The sequence below is a fragment of the Lacrimispora sinapis genome, from assembly GCF_043633585.1.
GTDB classification, from domain to species: domain Bacteria; phylum Bacillota; class Clostridia; order Lachnospirales; family Lachnospiraceae; genus Lacrimispora; species Lacrimispora sinapis.
Window position 1 is genome coordinate 2950057 of the sequence record NZ_CP141832.1, and the last position, 15365, is coordinate 2965421.

Consider the following 15365-nt stretch of genomic DNA (forward strand, 5'->3'; position numbering starts at 1 on the left):
TCTTATTTCCCATTTATAAAATTAGTCAAATACAGCCGAAGTTTTTGTATCGCATTGGAGTGAATCTGCGAGATCCTCGGCTCACTGACGCTCATGACCTGTGCAATCTCCTTCATATTTAATTCGTCCATATAATACAAAGAAATAACCTTTTGCTCGTTTTCTTTTAAATTATTTATGGCAGAAACCAGAACCTGCTTAAATTCCTCCTGCAGATAATGGTCCTCCGGCTGGTCATTTTCATTAATGGAAGGGAGCTGAAGCACTTTTTTGCTTTCGTTACCTGCTTCCAGAACCATATCCAGAGAAAGAACACTGTAAATATTGGTTTTCCCCAAAGCCTCCTGATATTTTTCCAGACTGATATTCATATGATCCGCAGTCTCCTGGGGCGTTGGGAAACGGCCCAGCCGGTTACAAAGCTCCATAGCAGCGTTATCAAGATCTTTCGCATTCTTTCTGACGCTTCTCGGAATCCAGTCCTGCTTTCTTGCCATATCAATGATCATACCGCGTATCCGCTTGGAGATGTATGTTTCAAACTTGACATTTAATTCCGGATCAAATTTTTCGATCCCGCTCATAATCGTTAAAACGCCTTCATTTACAATATCTTCCACCTGTGCAAAGCTTAAATATACATCTCTCATTTGAATGGATATACTTTTAACCATATACATATAACGCATCACCAGCTCATGCTTGATCTTTATATCCTTTGTCTGCTTATATTTAATTAGTAAATCTTCATTGGTATTTTGGCTAAAATCCTGTTCCATTCCGACTAACACTGCCTTTCTGACATAAACACCCGTCAAACGGTAATATTTCCGACTGCCTGAATCTGAATATTATTTGCAATCTCATTAAATGAAAGGACATATACATTAGGATAAAACTGTTCCATCAAGCGATAAAAATACAGTCTGACAACCTGGCTCGTTAAAACTACCGGTTTCTGATTCAGATCACTGAATTTCTTAATCTGCTCACCCATCTGTCCGATTACCGATTGCATTACATCAGGGCTTAGGGCCAGATATACGCCCTGTTCTCCCTTAGCCATACTGCTGATAATATTTTTTTCCAGTTCTGCGTCCAGAGTCAAAACTTTCATTTGCCCTCCTTCGCAGAACATTCTGGTAATTGTTCTCTTTAAGGAAATTCTGATATTTTCAGTTATGACATCCAAATCCCTGGTTGTAGAGAGCGAGTCTACAATCGTCTCCAGAATCGTCTCCATATCCTTAATCGGAACTCCTTCTTTTATCAGGTTAATCAGAATTTTCTGAAGATTTCCATAGGTAAATTGATTTGGAAACAATTCATCCACCAACTCTGCGGAATGTTTTTTTACATTATCCAACAGCTGCATTACTTCCTGACGTCCCAACAGCTCATACGCATGCTGCTTAATGGTTTCAGACAGATGTGTAAGCATTACGGAAAGTGGGTCAATTACCGTATATCCATAGATTTCTGCCATTTCTTTATTCTCAGGACGGATCCATTTGCTGGGGATTCCATAGGCAGGTTCAATCGTTTCAATGCCGTCTACCTCTCCAGCAAGTACCGGTGGTTCAAGAGCGAGATAATAATCCACCAGGATTTCTCCTTTGGCTACTTCTTCGCCTCTGATTTTTATTACATACTGGTTGGTATTTAAACTGGAACTGTCTCTGAGTCTGACAGACGGAATCACAAATCCCATATCCTGGGCATACTGTCTCCTGAAAATGACGATTCGGTTAATCATCTTCCCGCCGCTGCTCTCATCAATCAGAGGAATGAGGCTATATCCAAACTCCATCTCAATGGGTTCCACATTGATCAACGTATAAACATTATTCACATCACGGTAATAAGATTCTTCATCAGAAGGTGGCTGAGCCAGCTCTTCCGCAGCCTGTGCCGCCTCAGCGACCTGGGTCTTAATAGCTGCCTCTTTCACTTTCCGCTCTAGCTGAAAGCCAGCTGCAACAAGAATTACAGCCATAAATGCAAGCTGTATTTTGGGCATTCCAGGTACTAACATCAATATTACCATGACGAAGCCGGTAAGCATGATCGCCTTGGGCTGAGCCAGAAACTGTGCGGACACATCTTCATTCAGACTTCCTTCTGATACGGCTCTGGTTACAATCATACCAGTGGCAGTTGCAACCAAAAGAGAAGGGATCTGAGAAACCAGACCGTCACCTACCGTAGCAATGCTGTAAATAGTCATCACTTCAGAAAATGGCAGATTGGACTGTACCATACCGATCACGGCACCACCGATAAAGTTGATGAAAGTAATAACGATGGCCATGACCGCATCACCTTTTACAAACTTGGTAGCACCATCCATCGCACCGTAAAAATCGGCTTCCTTCTGAATCTTATAACGTCTTAGCTTTGCTTCCTGTTCATTGATCAGACCGGAACTCAAATCGGCATCAATGGCCATCTGCTTACCTGGCATGGCATCCAGCGTAAATCTGGCCGCTACTTCTGATACACGTTCCGTACCTTTTGTGATAACAAGGAAGTTTACTAAAACTATGATTAAAAATACGATAAAACCGACAACGATGTTCCCCTGTAAAACGAAATCTCCAAATGCCTTAATTACCTGGCCGGAAGATCCCTGTTTGGACAAAATATTACGTGTGGAGGATACGTTCAACCCCAACCGCAACAATGTGGTAATTAAGAGCAGGGAAGGAAATATGGAAAATTCCAATGGCTCTCTAATATTCATGCTTATCAGTAAGATAATCATGGATAGGGCAATATTTATGATAATCATTACGTCCATGAAAAAAGGAGGCAATGGGATGATCAACAGAAGTACAATCATAATGACAAATATTACAACGGAATTTTTCAGTAAATTCTTCATTCTTTTACACCATTTCTTTCAAGTATCTCTTCTGCTTTTTTCTATTCTATGATTTTGTTATTCATACGGTATACGTAAACCAAGATCTCCGCAACCATACCATAATACTCCGGAGGAATCTCCGCCCCAACCTGAGTACTGGCATAAATCCCTCTGGCTAAGGGTTTATTTTCCAGCACGTACACTCCATGTTCCTCACCTACTGCGACGATCCTGAGTGCAAGCTCATCCTGTCCCTTGGCTACCAGCATCGGTGCATTGTCTTTCTCAAGATTATAGCGCAAGGCCACCGCATAGTGGGTGGGGTTACGGATAATCACATCTGCGGCAGGAACCGCCTGCATCATACGGGATTTGGCTCTTTCTCTCTGTAAATTACGAATCCGCCCCTTGATTTCAGGGTTTCCTTCTGTCTGCTTATATTCCTCTTTCAGCTCCTGCTTTGACATCTTAATCTGTCGCTCATAATCCCACCACTGATAGAAATAGTCAAACCCTGCAATCGCCAGAAATACAATGGACACCTTAAAGATCATATTCATTACGGAATTAAGAACAAATACTGTAGATTCCTTAAAATCCATATCAATGGTCCTTGCTACGCCTTTTAATTCCCCCATGATGATTTGATAAAGGATAATGGTTAATATGATGATTTTTATGATGTTTTTGATCAATTCCACCAGGCTTTTTAAAGAAATAATATTCTTGATTCCTTTCAGCGGATTCAGTCTGTTAAATTGAGGAAGAAGATTTTTCTTTGTGAAAATAAATCTAGTCTGCAGCCCTGTTCCTATAACTGCCAACAGCAAGGACACCAGCAGAATGGGCAGCGCACCTTTTATAATTGCCGTTACAGTGTCGGTATAAGCACTGGTTGTATAATCAGTCAACGTCTCAGTCATGGGTGCCAGACTTAAATATTTTATCATATAATCCCGCATCGTACGGTAAATCAGCGGAAACAGCATCTTCAGCATCACAAATGTTCCAAGAAGAGAACAAATCATGACCACATCTTTGCTTACTGCAACATGCCCTTTTTTTCGTTCATCCCGTCTTTTTTTCGGGGTGGCCTTCTCGGTCTTTGAGCCCTCTGCCATTTTCCTTCTTCACATCCTTTTCAATCATAGAAGTTGAATTGTACTCTGAATTGTTAAAAGCATCTGACTTATAATATCACCCAAATAGTCAGACATAGGGGAAAACAAGAAAATAAGCATCAACAAACCAATGATGATCTTGATCTGTATATTAATAACAAATACGTTGATCTGGGGAATAATCTTCATCAGTACCCCTACTGCTATTTCTGTTAAAAATTGTATCGCCAGAATTGGAAAGGCAAACTTAACCGCCATGACAATACATTGTATAAAGATTTCCAACATCGCCCATGCTACCTTTGTACCAAATACCACCTGTCCATAGGGCACGATATCGGCTGATGTTATCAAAAGCTTAAAAAGTGCCAAATGGCCATCGACCGCAAAGAACAGCAGGATAAAGTAGGTATAATAAATACTACCGCTCAGCGCAATCTGTGCGTTGCTTTGAGGATCATAAATAGTAGACATAGACAATCCCATCTGAAAATCAATGATAGACCCGGCAAATGTAATGATAAGAAAAAACAGTTCCATTACAAATCCGATCACATATCCCATGGCAAATTCTTTAATCAGCAGTACTGCATATTCTATAGAATTGACAGGCTCCGGTACCTGAGCAGAGGAAAAGGAATAAATGAGAAGCGTGAATACAATAACCATTCCACCCTTCACCTGCAGCGGAATATTTTTTCTTCCCAGTATAGGATTCAGCAGGATGAATCCTGACATCCTCATGAATACCAGGGAAAACAGCATCATCTGTTCGATATCCGGCATTTAAATCTTCCTCTCCTGCTTTCATCTAGCCCAGCATAGTGTTAAAAATATGTATCGTATAATCACTAAGCATTTCCATCATATTGCCTCCCATAATCAGAAGCATCAGTCCGATTACCAGCAGCTTGGGTACAAACGTGATGGTCTGCTCGTGAATCTGTGTGGCTGCCTGCAAAATTGATATCAAAATACCAATTACCATACTTACTACCAAAATGGGACCTGCAAGTTTAACTGCTGCCCCAAACATCTCATACATCAGGCTGCTAAGCGCAACTTCTGTCATTTAAATTCCTCCTGTCAGTAATGAAAACTTTTAACCAGATTTGTAAACAACAGTTCCCAGCCATTGACCGTCACAAATAAAAGAAGCTTAAAGGGAAGGGAGATCATCGCCGGCGGAAGCATTACCATACCCATGGACATCAGCGTACTGGATACAATAATATCCACCAGCATAAACGGCAGAAAAATCATAAATCCTGCTGTAAATGCTCTTTTCAGCTCAGAAGTCATAAATGAGGGAATTACAACTGTCATCGGAAGGTCTTCCAAATTCTCAGGCTTTTCTATTTTTGAGAGATCCACAAAAACATTTAAGGTTTCTGTTTCTGTCTGTTTCAGCATAAACCTTTTTAAGGGAACCTCTGCCCGCTTCAGCGCCTCTTCCTGTTTTATCTCTTCCCGTACATAGGGCTGGTATGCATTGGTGTTGATATCTTTAATTACAGGGTCCATAATGAACAGCGTTAAGAACAATGCGATTCCCACCAATACCATGTTCGGAGGTGTTTGCTGAATTCCAAGTGCATTTCTGGTAAAAGACAAGATAATGACAATCCTCGTAAAGGATGTCATCATCACTAAGATAGAAGGCATCAATGATATGATGGTCAGAATGAGAAAAAGCTCGAGGGTCGGTACCCGGCCGCCATTAATATTAATCAAGGCATCTGTATTCATTCTGTTCCTCCTTACTCATCTTTCCTGTGTCTGTCTGTATATTTCTTTAATAATTTTTTAAAATCAGGATATCCTTCTCCGCCTTCAGGCAGTGAGGCTCCAACGGTTTCCAAATTGATGTCTTCTTCTGCTACTTCCGCAAGAAGCGTAATCTGTGAAGATGCGATACCAATGAGGTAATAGTGACTGCCCAGCCGAACAACTGCAACCGCTTTATCCTGTCCCAGCGGAAGCCTGTCCAGCATCTGCATACCTGTTCCCCCACGTCTTAATCCGATGCCCTTCCCCAGACTCTTTGTAAATACATAGCTTAAGTAAAGAATCAGAATGGTAAGAATCAATACCGATGCCAGACTTATCACACTGTTCAACGACTGCCACTTCCTCTCTACATCATATTCCCTTTTACGATTTCCGTAATCCGAATTCCAAAATTGTCATCGACAACAACAACGTCCCCTTTGGCGATGCAGCGTCCATTTACGTATAAATCGACCTGATCACCTGCCAATTTATCAAGAACAACCAGAGATCCTTTTGTAAATTCCAGGATATCTTTCACCAGCTTTCTGGTTCTTCCTATTTCTACGGAAACCTCCAGCGGCACTCCCATGATCAATTCACGGTTTTCTTCCTGTTCCTCATAATTACCGGCTTTATCCTGTAAATTCTTTTGAGGAACCGGTTTTACATTGATTGTTTTCGGAGCAGCTACTTCCTTGCTTATGTTCTGCTGATCATTCTGCAGCTGCAATATCATCTGCTGCATCTGGTTCATCATTTGCTGCTGCATCTGTATCTGGCTCATTAACTGCTGTATGGATGATTGGTCTACACCTGGCATCTGTCCTCCTGCAATAGGTGCAGCAGCTGATGCTGTTGGCTGTACCGGTTTTGGCTCCTCTGCGATTTTGCTGCCAGCCAGAAGACTTTCGATCTCTGCCTGAGACAGTGTACCGCCTGACGATCCCCCAGCCGGCTGTGGTTCAGCTTTTGGCTGTGGTTCCGGTTCTGGCTTTGATTCCTGGGCTGCACCGCCGGATAAAAGCTTTTCAATCTCATCCTGAGACAAAATGCCGCTGCCTGAAGATGGGGCCGGTTTTTCAGATTCCTTCAATGGTTCCGGTTCTGAATCCTGTGTTTCCTGGGTAAAGAATCCGCCAACCAGTTCTTTTGCAAGGCTCGGAGGCATTACGTTAATAAATTCACTCTCCAAACGGTCCGCAATCTTTAATGTAAATCCTACTACGACCATTATTTCGTTTTCGTCGTAATATTTTTTCTTAAAATCATCTATATCCCCAATTTCAAAAGAACTGGGAGTGGAAATATTCACTGCCTTCGTCAAAAATTCAGAAAGCGCTGTTGCAGAGGCACCCATCATCTGATTCATAACTTCACAGATGGCACTGATATTAAGCTCATTTAACTCGAACTCTTCCTCCGGGGTCTCCATCCCCATCATCATATCCACGATTATCTTTACATCATGTTTTTTAAGAAGCATAATATTGCTTCCGCTTAATCCTGCAGTATATGTAATTTCCACCCCTACTGCCGGCTCCAGGTTTGAAATTTCAAACTCTTCCCTTGTTAATACTCTAACCACTGGCGTAGTAATATCAACTCTGGCATTGAGCATGGTAGATACTGCAGTGGCTGAGGCACCAAGGCTTATATTCAGTATTTCACCTATGGCATCAATCTCAAATGCGCTAAAATTCTTCGAATCCATACAACTTTTCTCCCTTTATACTCATTTAGCCCTCTATGCCATACTTTGCCTTATTTCCCGATTTCCAATGCCTTGGAAGCCATCATCTTTATGGCATTAAATGCAGTTATGTTGGCTTCATAGGACCTGGTTGCAGACATACTGTCTACGGTCTCTTTGATCAAATCCACATTAGGCATCTGCACATAGCCATCTTCATCCGCATCCGGATGTTCCGGGTTATAAACAGACTTTAAAGGACTGGTGTCATCCATAATCTGTGAAACCCTGACACCCCCTGTACTTTGCTGCAGACTTCTGCCTGCCGCATTCATCAGTGTTCTTTTAAAACTATTCTCGTTTCTGGCTTCAAGTACTACCATTTTTCTTCGATAGGGACCGCCGGCTTCTGTCCTTGTGGTATCAATATTTGCAATATTCTCAGATGCGACATCCAAACGAAGGCGCTGTGCGGTCATTGCTGACGCACTGATGTTCATAGAACTCAAAAATGACATAGGTACCCTCCTCAAATATCAGCTTTAGCCGATAATGCCAGTGACTGTCTTAAGAATACGGTCTGGCTTAAATGGCTTTACAATAAAATCCTTTGCCCCTGACTTAATCGCTTCAATAACCATGCTCTCCTGACCCATTGCAGAACACATAACAACCGCTGCATCCGGTGCCTTTGCCTTGATTGCCTTCAATGCTTCCAATCCGTCCATGTTCGGCATGGTGATATCCATAATAACCAGATCCGGATTAATTTCAGAGAACATCTGCACTGCCTGTGCACCATCAGAAGCTTCGTACAAATCCGTATAACCATTTTTAGATAACGTGTCCTTAATCATCATTCTCATAAATGCTGCATCATCTACTAATAATATTTTTGCCATTTCTTTACATCTCCTTTTATTATCCTAAATTACTTTATTTAATCCCTGACTCAGTTTTCACTGGTCTGGTAATTTCCCTTATCAACTAAATCATCAATCTGTACTGCAACATTCCTCTTGTGAACACCCAGCTGGCCTTTAAACCACGGCTGTTCCTCTACATACAGCTCTACGTCTGAATCCTTTGGAGTATTCAGATTGACAACATCCCCCACATGAAGGTTATAGATATCATCAAGAGTAATCACAGCATCGCCGACTTTTGCACGAACCAGTAAATCAGAACCTTTAATACTGTTAAAGATTTCCTGCCTGTTGTCCTGGCTCTTGAGCTCATCGCCCATCGCACTGTGTTTCTTCTTATCCATGATGGCAAATATGTTCATAAGCAATGATCCCGGTATACATACATTCAGCCTGCCGGTACATTCCTTTAATTCCACATCTATTACAACAATCACAATGGTTTCATCGACACCAATTTCCTGAAACATTCCCGGGTTTTCTTCCAGCCTGTCTAATTCAAAGTTTAAATCAACATAACTGGACCATGAATCTTTCAGCGCCCCGATTAAGTACTGAACTACTTTTTTGTACAGAGCCATCTCGATCTCTGTATAGGTATAATATTCATCAACGTCTGCTTCTTCCCCTACCCCTCCAAGCATACGGTCGATGAGGCTTAACATCAGACTCATACTGGCATTTATTAAAAGAGGAGGGCTCTGAGGAGCATTCGGGACTGTTACATTAACAATGGTCAGCACATCATTATCATTCAGTGCATTTCCAAACTCATAATAACGCTGTTCCTCTACCGTAATAACCGATAATTCACTGGAGGTCCGGTATAGGCCGTTAATCTGGGAACCAGCAATCCTGGAATAATTATCAAATATGCTCTTTAATATTTTTAGTTTATCTTTTGTAAATTTCTTAGGACTATAAAAATCATATTTTCTGTATTTCGTTTCGTTTCCTTTTTTTTCAATCTCATCGATCGGCTCATCCGTTCCCGCAAGGGAATTGAGCAGTGCATCAATTTGACTTTGGGATAATACTTCAGCCATCTGTTTCACTCCCGCTTTTTATTTGATTGTCCGTTTCTAACTGATCCTGATGGTATACCTGGTTGTAGTACTCTTCTAAGGATTTTTCCACCGTGTTGCTTTTGGTGATCAAAATCTCCACACGCCGGTTTCGTGCCCTCCCATCTTCGGTATCAAGTGGTGCAATCGGGCGATACTGGCCAAAACTCATACTCACCAGCTTTTCCGGAGAAATCGCATTTTTACTTTGAAGATATATGATAACTTCTGCAGAACGCTGTGCTGACAGCATCCGGTCATTGCGGATATTGTTCGGTCTTTCCGGATTCTCCTGAGACGTGTGTGCCAAAACCTGCACATCTTTTATCATGCCGTTTGCCCGCAAAAAAGCAGCCGCAAATTGGTCCAGTACTTCTTTGCCTTCCTGCCGGAGTACAGAGCTGTCTCCATCAAAAAATACTTTATCACGAAATGTTATAAATGTGAAGTCATCTCCAGGAGTTATCTCGACAGAATCCTGTAAATTCCGCGATTCAATTACCTGCTTTAAAACCTGGTAAAGTTGATCAAACTCTGTAATATCATCATTCTCAGAAGGAACATTTTGGACGGACTCTCTCTCATTACCACTTACCGGCGGTACATCGTTACCGCTCCCTTCCGACGAAATGGGTTTAAAACTTCCAACTAACATCTTCCATTTGTTCTGGTCAACATAAGAAACGGAATACAAAAGGATAAAAAAGCACAAAAGAAGCGTAACGATTCCACCATATGTATCCAGCCAGCCTCCGGATTCTTCCTGTTTCTTATACTTCTTAATCATATAACCACCTGTTTTAAGTTCTCTTAGTCGGAAATCATTTTACGATGCAGCATCCCCGCCGTATCCCCCGGTACTTTCATCTCTCATAAATTTTTTCTGCTGGCTTTGAGATAAATAAGAGAAAAGCTTTTCCACCAGAAATTTGGGATTATCCCCAGCCTGAATCGACAGCACACCTTCTATAATGATCTGCTTATATATTACTTCTTCTTCATTGCGGATCCGAAGTTTTTTTGCCATCGGCGCAAAGACCAGATGGGCCAGTATACAGCCATAAAAGGTTGCGATCAGTGCCAGTGACATGTCTGCACCAATGCTGCCTGCACCTTGGTCCATATTCACTCCCTTCAGCATATTGATTAATCCCACAAGAGTTCCTACAAGACCAAAGGCAGGTGCCAGTGAAGTACATTTTTCATAAATACTGATCTGCTGTTCGTGCCGGTCAATCAACGCATTGACTTCTCCCTCCAGAATCTCACGGATCCGTTCCGCGTCGACCGCATCAACAATCAGCATCACACTCTGTTTCAAAAAAGGATCCTGTATCATAGCGGCTTCTTCTTCCAGCACCAGTAGCCCCCTTTTTCTGGCTGTCTGTGCCATATCAGCAAACTTATAAATGACCTCACCTGCATTGTATTTCTGAGTTCCCAGCATGATTGCCACATGTTTGGGGATCTGGACCAGCATTCTAAATGGATAACTGGCAATAAGCGCTGCTGCCATTCCTCCGATAACGATGATAACACTGGGTACGTCAATAAAATTAACAACCTTTTCCACCCCGATCCCAACAACGATCAGAATAATCCCCAGTATCCACCCCACTATCAAAGATACATCCATGAATAACCTCCCGTTTTCCTTCAAACACGGATCATAGCTTCACTCTCTGAACCTCTTTTAAAATCCGTGCATTGTATTCCACTACCCGGTCAATGATCTCATCGACACTTTCCTGCACCACATAGTGCTTGCCATTCATCAATATGACATTGGATTCCGGAATGGATTCAATACGTTCAATTTGTGCACAGTTGATCACAAATTCCTCGTCATTTAACCTTGTCAAATGTATCATTGCATGATCCCCCTAAATCTGGAGAGGCAATACCTGCCTCTCCAAATCATTATAATGACTACCGCTTCATATTAACTAATTCTTCTAACATCTGATCGGTTACAGTGATGATCTTTGAATTGGCCTGGAATCCTCTCTGGGTGGTGATCATATCTGTCATCTCGGTGGCAAGGTCTACCTTTGCCATCTCAAGAGCGTTACCACGGATTCTTCCCTGTGTACCGCCGCCCTCGTACACACTGACATTTCCTGCACTGGCTCCAACTGTATAATAATACCCGCTGTCCTTTTCAAGACCTCCGGTATTCGTTACGCCGCCTAATGCAATCTTACCAATGATCACACTTACACTATCCAATGTAGTTCCCTGGACGGAACCATCTTCCAGAATCTTATAGCTGTCAAACTTGGCCAGGCTATCTGGATCTACCGCTCCTTTTTCCTGTGTTTTCGAGTTGGATTTTTGAGCATTGGCATAACTAGCTTCTGCATCAATTTGATCCTTTTTGGCGGATTTTTCTTTTGCTACAGCCGCATTTTCTGCTAATACAGCTGCATCACGTTTTCCTTCAATTGAATCAGGATCAACTTTTGCAAGCGCTGTCTGTATTTCCTTTAAATTATCCTTTGCATCATCCAGAGTTTTTTTCAAATTTTCATAATTGGCGTCTGTTTCCGGAATTCCCTGAATGGCATCATTCGCATCCCGATAAGCTTTAATTGCAGTTTTTAATTGTTCAGCCGTATACCCCGTACCTGTAGGTGATTTCCGAAGCGCGGACTGAGCAACCAGGAGATCTGCATCTGCATCCTCATAGGCTTTTAAAGCGGTTTCATATTCCTCTTTTAATGTTTTTGCCTTCACCGGATCTGTTTCACTGTTCCATGCGGCATAAGCTTTTTCTGATGCTTCTTTTGCATCATTGCGGATTTTTAATTTATCTGCAATTTTATTATTATCATATTCTAACTGATATTTATCTTTAGCAGCAATGCTTATCTTTCTGGCATCTGCCAACCCTAAAGAAGCGTTTTGATAAGCCACTCTCGCATCCTCTAATGCCTTTCTAGCTGCCTCTAACGCATTGTTTGATGTTTTTCCAGACACATTTGCCATATCTCCATTGGTAGGAATCTTTAAAGGACTCAATGCACTGGTATCAAAACTTTTATTCCCGCTTAAATCACTGTTTTTAAAACCATATACATAGTTACCACTGTCATCGACCAGATATCCGTTAGGGTCTACCTTAAATTTGCCGACTCTGGACAGGTATAAACCGCTGGATTTTACAGCTTCCTCTGAGTCCAGGGAAATGGTTCCTCCATTGATCATTGGCCCTACAAGAAAAAATCCGGTTCCTTCTATCATACAATCCAGACCGCTGTTAGACGGAGATACTCCTCCTGTACTAAAATCATATGAAATAGAACCAGTCGTAACGCCATATCCAACCTGATTACCATTTACCGCACCATATCCTCCATCTTCCGTGCTGCCACCAGATCCTGCGGAAGTAGTCTGATACATGGCGTCCTTAAAGGACATATTTGCAGCTTTAAACCCCCATGTATTCACATTAGCTATATTGTTACCGATAACATCCATTTTCGACTGATGTGCTCTAAGTCCTGCTACACCAGCAAACATTGATTTGACCATACGCTTTTTCCTCTCTGTACTTGATTGGCCGTTCTCCTGGGATCAATCGGACCCACAGGATAAGCCCCCTTAATGGTCCGGCTATAATAAAACGGCACTGTCAATTTTAGTAAAAATATTATCTTTCATTTCATTTCCCGACATGGTAGTAACAACCGTATTGTTGGGGACATTTACAATAAATGCACCTCTTTCACTTATTATCACCACATCTTTTGCACCTTTTGAACGGGCTTTTTCAACAGCAGACTGTAAGTCATTCAAAAATGAATCGGACATCTCAATCCCTCTTTCACTCACCCGCTCTGCCGCATGACGGGAAAATTGAAGATTTCCATTACTGTTTATGCGGCTATGAAGCAAATCACTAAAGCTGCTGCCACATTCTGTAATCGCTGCAGAGCTCCGCAGTTTCAACTGCCGGACGTCTTCATATTGATTTAACTTTTCAATCATGTAGCATCACCTGTCTTAATTATTGTTGTTGGCATCTGCTATGTCACTATCTTTTATGCTTTATTCGCCCTCACCAGTCTTTTTGTCAGAACCATCTGTACCGGTGTTTGTATTGGTATCTGTGTTTGTATTGGTATCTGTATCTGTATTGGTGTCTGTATTAGCATTGGTGTCTGTATTGGTATTGTTTCCTGTATCTGTATTAGCAGCAGTCTTATCGTATACGCTCATGATACCGGAAACAGGATAACCATCCTTTGAATTACCTTCAAGAAAAATAGTAGGACTTCCATTATAAATATCCACTCTGGATACGACACCTTCTTTATTAACCATATTCCCAGCCTTGTCGGTAGTGGCGATTAAAACCTTTTTGCCGATCATAGAGGTGCCATAGTTAATGGTATTGACTTTAGCAAAATCGTCCATCGCTGTGGAGAAATTATCCATCGCCTGCATCATGGCAATCTGAGTCATCTGAGTCATCATCTCTGAGTTGTTCATCGGACTTGACATATCCTGATTCTGCAGCTGGGCTGCCAAAAGTTTAAAAAAGCTCTCCGTACTCAGTTCACTATTCTTTTTGGCTGTGGTTGCTCCGGTCAGCGCATTCGTTGTTAAACCATTTACCTCATTCACCATACTTTATCTCCTTATCAATCACTTACTTGGCTGTATATACCGCTGTCTTCTCCAAAAAATCCAAGCCTCAGCTTTTGAATGAAATCCTCAGCATTGTCATCTGTGTGGTTCTGCTGCTGGTGATGCTGCTGCTGTTCCTGTCTTCCATCCTGTTGGTTTTGCTGCTGGTTCTGCAGATAATCAGCTTCCTGTTTATCAACCATGACCTGGAACGGACGTTCCACATTTGCTTCCAATATGGAACCAATTTCATTTGCTGAATGGGAGAGAAGTTTTAAAGTCTTGCTCTCGGAACAAACAATTGAAACATTAACCTGATTTTCTTCATAGGAAATCTTCAGAAGAATCTTTCCTAAATTGTGCGGTTCCAGCTGAAGTTCCAGATTATTCTTTCCAGTTCTGATCTGGCTTAAGATCTGTTCAGACAGCTTAGCCTCCAGCTCTTCCGGATTGTTTTCATTTACAGTTACCGCGACAGCTTTGTCTTCCATCCGAATCACGTGAGCCGGTTCAAAGCGTTTTTCCTGGACATTGCCCAAAACGTTTTCAGATACTTTTTCTTCTTTAACGGTTCCTTTTTTTTCAAAAAGCCTGCCATTCTTTGCCGCTGCCAGCACTTCTGCATTTGTACCGTCTTCCGTCAAAGCTGTGTCTGTCAATGCATCATTCGATAAAGCAGTCAGTTTCATGGCTTGATCTGCGTCTTTTAGCAGCTTCAATGCATCTGCCCCATCTGTCTGATCTCCTGTCTGCTGTGAGTTAAGACCATGGAGAAGAAATACACCCGAATCTTTTTTTGACTTTCCTGTGAGAACCTCCGAAAAAATGCCGTCGTTAGATATTATTTGCTTCTCTCCGACTGGCTGATTTTTCATATTGAATGGATTTAACATCTGAATCTGGCTGATTGTACCTGAGCGGTTTGCCGTTTCATGATTGACCGGTACTGCCCCGGCAGAGGCTTCCATTCCTGTCTGAGTCTCAAGCAATTTCTGTGCCGGAATGAAAAGTGCCGCCTCCTCACGTTGTAATTCATCCACCTTGCCATTCAAATGCGGTATTATGGCCTCTGCGCCAGGCGTTTGAGCATCTGATCCATGATTTTCGGATTCCATGTTCTTTTTCTGGTGTTTCTCCTTTAACAAGTTCTTAAAACCGGAAATACCATCCTCCGTCTTTCCCTCTTTTTTCTGAGTTCCTGACATCTGTCTGTCAACAAGGTCCACATAACTGTTCTTTATTTCCATCTCATTTCCCTCCTTTCTTTTCTGCCGTTAAGCATTTTTATCTATG

Annotated in this window: 18 protein-coding genes; all 18 read right to left on the bottom strand. The window is 41.9% G+C overall.

Annotation, left to right across the window (positions count from 1 at the left end):
• Positions 1-2 precede the first annotated feature (2 nt).
• A complete protein-coding gene (locus VIG27_RS13875; RefSeq protein WP_394523119.1) occupies positions 3-779 on the bottom strand; it encodes a sigma-70 family RNA polymerase sigma factor in 777 nt (258 codons plus the stop codon).
• A gap of 35 nt (positions 780-814) precedes the next feature.
• Positions 815-2884, bottom strand: coding sequence for a flagellar biosynthesis protein FlhA (gene flhA / locus VIG27_RS13880; protein WP_394523120.1), 2070 nt, complete (start codon positions 2882-2884; stop codon positions 815-817).
• A 41-nt stretch (positions 2885-2925) separates the two neighbouring features.
• Positions 2926-3987 (bottom strand): flagellar biosynthesis protein FlhB, encoded by a 1062-nt coding sequence (flhB, locus tag VIG27_RS13885; protein ID WP_394523121.1) that lies wholly within the window; start codon positions 3985-3987, stop codon positions 2926-2928.
• 24 nt (positions 3988-4011) lie between these two features.
• A complete protein-coding gene (gene fliR / locus VIG27_RS13890) occupies positions 4012-4773 on the bottom strand; it encodes a flagellar biosynthetic protein FliR (protein ID WP_394523122.1) in 762 nt (253 codons plus the stop codon).
• Positions 4774-4798: 25 nt separating this feature from the next.
• Complete coding sequence (locus VIG27_RS13895) at positions 4799-5059, bottom strand: flagellar biosynthetic protein FliQ (RefSeq protein ID WP_394523123.1); 261 nt, start codon at positions 5057-5059, stop codon at positions 4799-4801.
• A 14-nt stretch (positions 5060-5073) separates the two neighbouring features.
• Positions 5074-5736: a flagellar type III secretion system pore protein FliP gene (gene fliP / locus VIG27_RS13900; protein WP_394523124.1), complete on the bottom strand. Its 663-nt coding sequence runs from the start codon at positions 5734-5736 to the stop codon at positions 5074-5076.
• An 11-nt stretch (positions 5737-5747) separates the two neighbouring features.
• Complete coding sequence (locus tag VIG27_RS13905) at positions 5748-6098, bottom strand: flagellar biosynthetic protein FliO (protein WP_394527594.1); 351 nt, start codon at positions 6096-6098, stop codon at positions 5748-5750.
• 26 nt (positions 6099-6124) lie between these two features.
• The gene (gene fliN / locus VIG27_RS13910) at positions 6125-7471 is read right to left on the bottom strand and encodes a flagellar motor switch protein FliN (protein ID WP_394523125.1); all 1347 of its coding nucleotides are present in this window, start codon (positions 7469-7471) and stop codon (positions 6125-6127) included.
• A gap of 50 nt (positions 7472-7521) precedes the next feature.
• A complete protein-coding gene (gene flgC / locus VIG27_RS13915; RefSeq protein WP_394523126.1) occupies positions 7522-7968 on the bottom strand; it encodes a flagellar basal body rod protein FlgC in 447 nt (148 codons plus the stop codon).
• 24 nt (positions 7969-7992) lie between these two features.
• The gene (locus VIG27_RS13920; protein WP_394523127.1) at positions 7993-8352 is read right to left on the bottom strand and encodes a response regulator; all 360 of its coding nucleotides are present in this window, start codon (positions 8350-8352) and stop codon (positions 7993-7995) included.
• A gap of 50 nt (positions 8353-8402) precedes the next feature.
• Positions 8403-9422, bottom strand: a complete 1020-nt coding sequence (locus VIG27_RS13925) for a flagellar motor switch protein FliM (protein WP_394523128.1) — start codon at positions 9420-9422, stop codon at positions 8403-8405.
• Entirely contained in the window at positions 9415-10227 is an 813-nt protein-coding gene (locus VIG27_RS13930; RefSeq protein WP_394523129.1) for an OmpA/MotB family protein, read from the bottom strand. Before VIG27_RS13930 ends, VIG27_RS13925 begins: the two co-directional genes overlap by 8 nt.
• A 39-nt stretch (positions 10228-10266) precedes the next feature.
• Entirely contained in the window at positions 10267-11076 is an 810-nt protein-coding gene (locus VIG27_RS13935) for a motility protein A (RefSeq protein WP_394523130.1), read from the bottom strand.
• 31 nt (positions 11077-11107) lie between these two features.
• Positions 11108-11311 (bottom strand): flagellar FlbD family protein, encoded by a 204-nt coding sequence (locus VIG27_RS13940; protein ID WP_394523131.1) that lies wholly within the window; start codon positions 11309-11311, stop codon positions 11108-11110.
• 58 nt (positions 11312-11369) lie between these two features.
• Positions 11370-12974, bottom strand: coding sequence for a flagellar hook-basal body complex protein (locus VIG27_RS13945; RefSeq protein WP_394523132.1), 1605 nt, complete (start codon positions 12972-12974; stop codon positions 11370-11372).
• 81 nt (positions 12975-13055) lie between these two features.
• On the bottom strand, positions 13056-13430 hold the full coding sequence (locus VIG27_RS13950; RefSeq protein ID WP_394523133.1) for a TIGR02530 family flagellar biosynthesis protein: 375 nt from the start codon (positions 13428-13430) through the stop codon (positions 13056-13058).
• Positions 13431-13490: 60 nt separating this feature from the next.
• Positions 13491-14072, bottom strand: a complete 582-nt coding sequence (locus VIG27_RS13955) for a flagellar hook capping FlgD N-terminal domain-containing protein (RefSeq protein ID WP_394523134.1) — start codon at positions 14070-14072, stop codon at positions 13491-13493.
• A 14-nt stretch (positions 14073-14086) separates the two neighbouring features.
• Entirely contained in the window at positions 14087-15319 is a 1233-nt protein-coding gene (locus VIG27_RS13960) for a flagellar hook-length control protein FliK (protein ID WP_394523135.1), read from the bottom strand.
• Positions 15320-15365 lie beyond the last annotated feature (46 nt).

Excerpts from the sequence above, each read along its gene's own strand:
- VIG27_RS13925 (WP_394523128.1), bottom strand. The coding sequence starts at position 9,422 with ATGGCTGAAGTATTATCCCAAAGTCAAATTGATGCACTGCTCAATTCC.
- VIG27_RS13945 (WP_394523132.1), bottom strand. The coding sequence starts at position 12,974 with ATGGTCAAATCAATGTTTGCTGGTGTAGCAGGACTTAGAGCACATCAG.
- VIG27_RS13940 (WP_394523131.1), bottom strand. The coding sequence starts at position 11,311 with ATGATACATTTGACAAGGTTAAATGACGAGGAATTTGTGATCAACTGT.
- fliR (WP_394523122.1), bottom strand. The coding sequence starts at position 4,773 with ATGCCGGATATCGAACAGATGATGCTGTTTTCCCTGGTATTCATGAGG.
- VIG27_RS13920 (WP_394523127.1), bottom strand. The coding sequence starts at position 8,352 with ATGGCAAAAATATTATTAGTAGATGATGCAGCATTTATGAGAATGATG.
- VIG27_RS13960 (WP_394523135.1), bottom strand. The coding sequence starts at position 15,319 with ATGGAAATAAAGAACAGTTATGTGGACCTTGTTGACAGACAGATGTCA.
- flhA (WP_394523120.1), bottom strand. The coding sequence starts at position 2,884 with ATGAAGAATTTACTGAAAAATTCCGTTGTAATATTTGTCATTATGATT.
- fliN (WP_394523125.1), bottom strand. The coding sequence starts at position 7,471 with ATGGATTCGAAGAATTTTAGCGCATTTGAGATTGATGCCATAGGTGAA.
- flgC (WP_394523126.1), bottom strand. The coding sequence starts at position 7,968 with ATGTCATTTTTGAGTTCTATGAACATCAGTGCGTCAGCAATGACCGCA.
- fliP (WP_394523124.1), bottom strand. The coding sequence starts at position 5,736 with ATGAATACAGATGCCTTGATTAATATTAATGGCGGCCGGGTACCGACC.
- VIG27_RS13935 (WP_394523130.1), bottom strand. The coding sequence starts at position 11,076 with ATGGATGTATCTTTGATAGTGGGGTGGATACTGGGGATTATTCTGATC.
- VIG27_RS13875 (WP_394523119.1), bottom strand. The coding sequence starts at position 779 with ATGGAACAGGATTTTAGCCAAAATACCAATGAAGATTTACTAATTAAA.
- VIG27_RS13895 (WP_394523123.1), bottom strand. The coding sequence starts at position 5,059 with ATGACAGAAGTTGCGCTTAGCAGCCTGATGTATGAGATGTTTGGGGCA.
- VIG27_RS13930 (WP_394523129.1), bottom strand. The coding sequence starts at position 10,227 with ATGATTAAGAAGTATAAGAAACAGGAAGAATCCGGAGGCTGGCTGGAT.
- VIG27_RS13950 (WP_394523133.1), bottom strand. The coding sequence starts at position 13,430 with ATGATTGAAAAGTTAAATCAATATGAAGACGTCCGGCAGTTGAAACTG.
- flhB (WP_394523121.1), bottom strand. The coding sequence starts at position 3,987 with ATGGCAGAGGGCTCAAAGACCGAGAAGGCCACCCCGAAAAAAAGACGG.
- VIG27_RS13955 (WP_394523134.1), bottom strand. The coding sequence starts at position 14,072 with ATGGTGAATGAGGTAAATGGTTTAACAACGAATGCGCTGACCGGAGCA.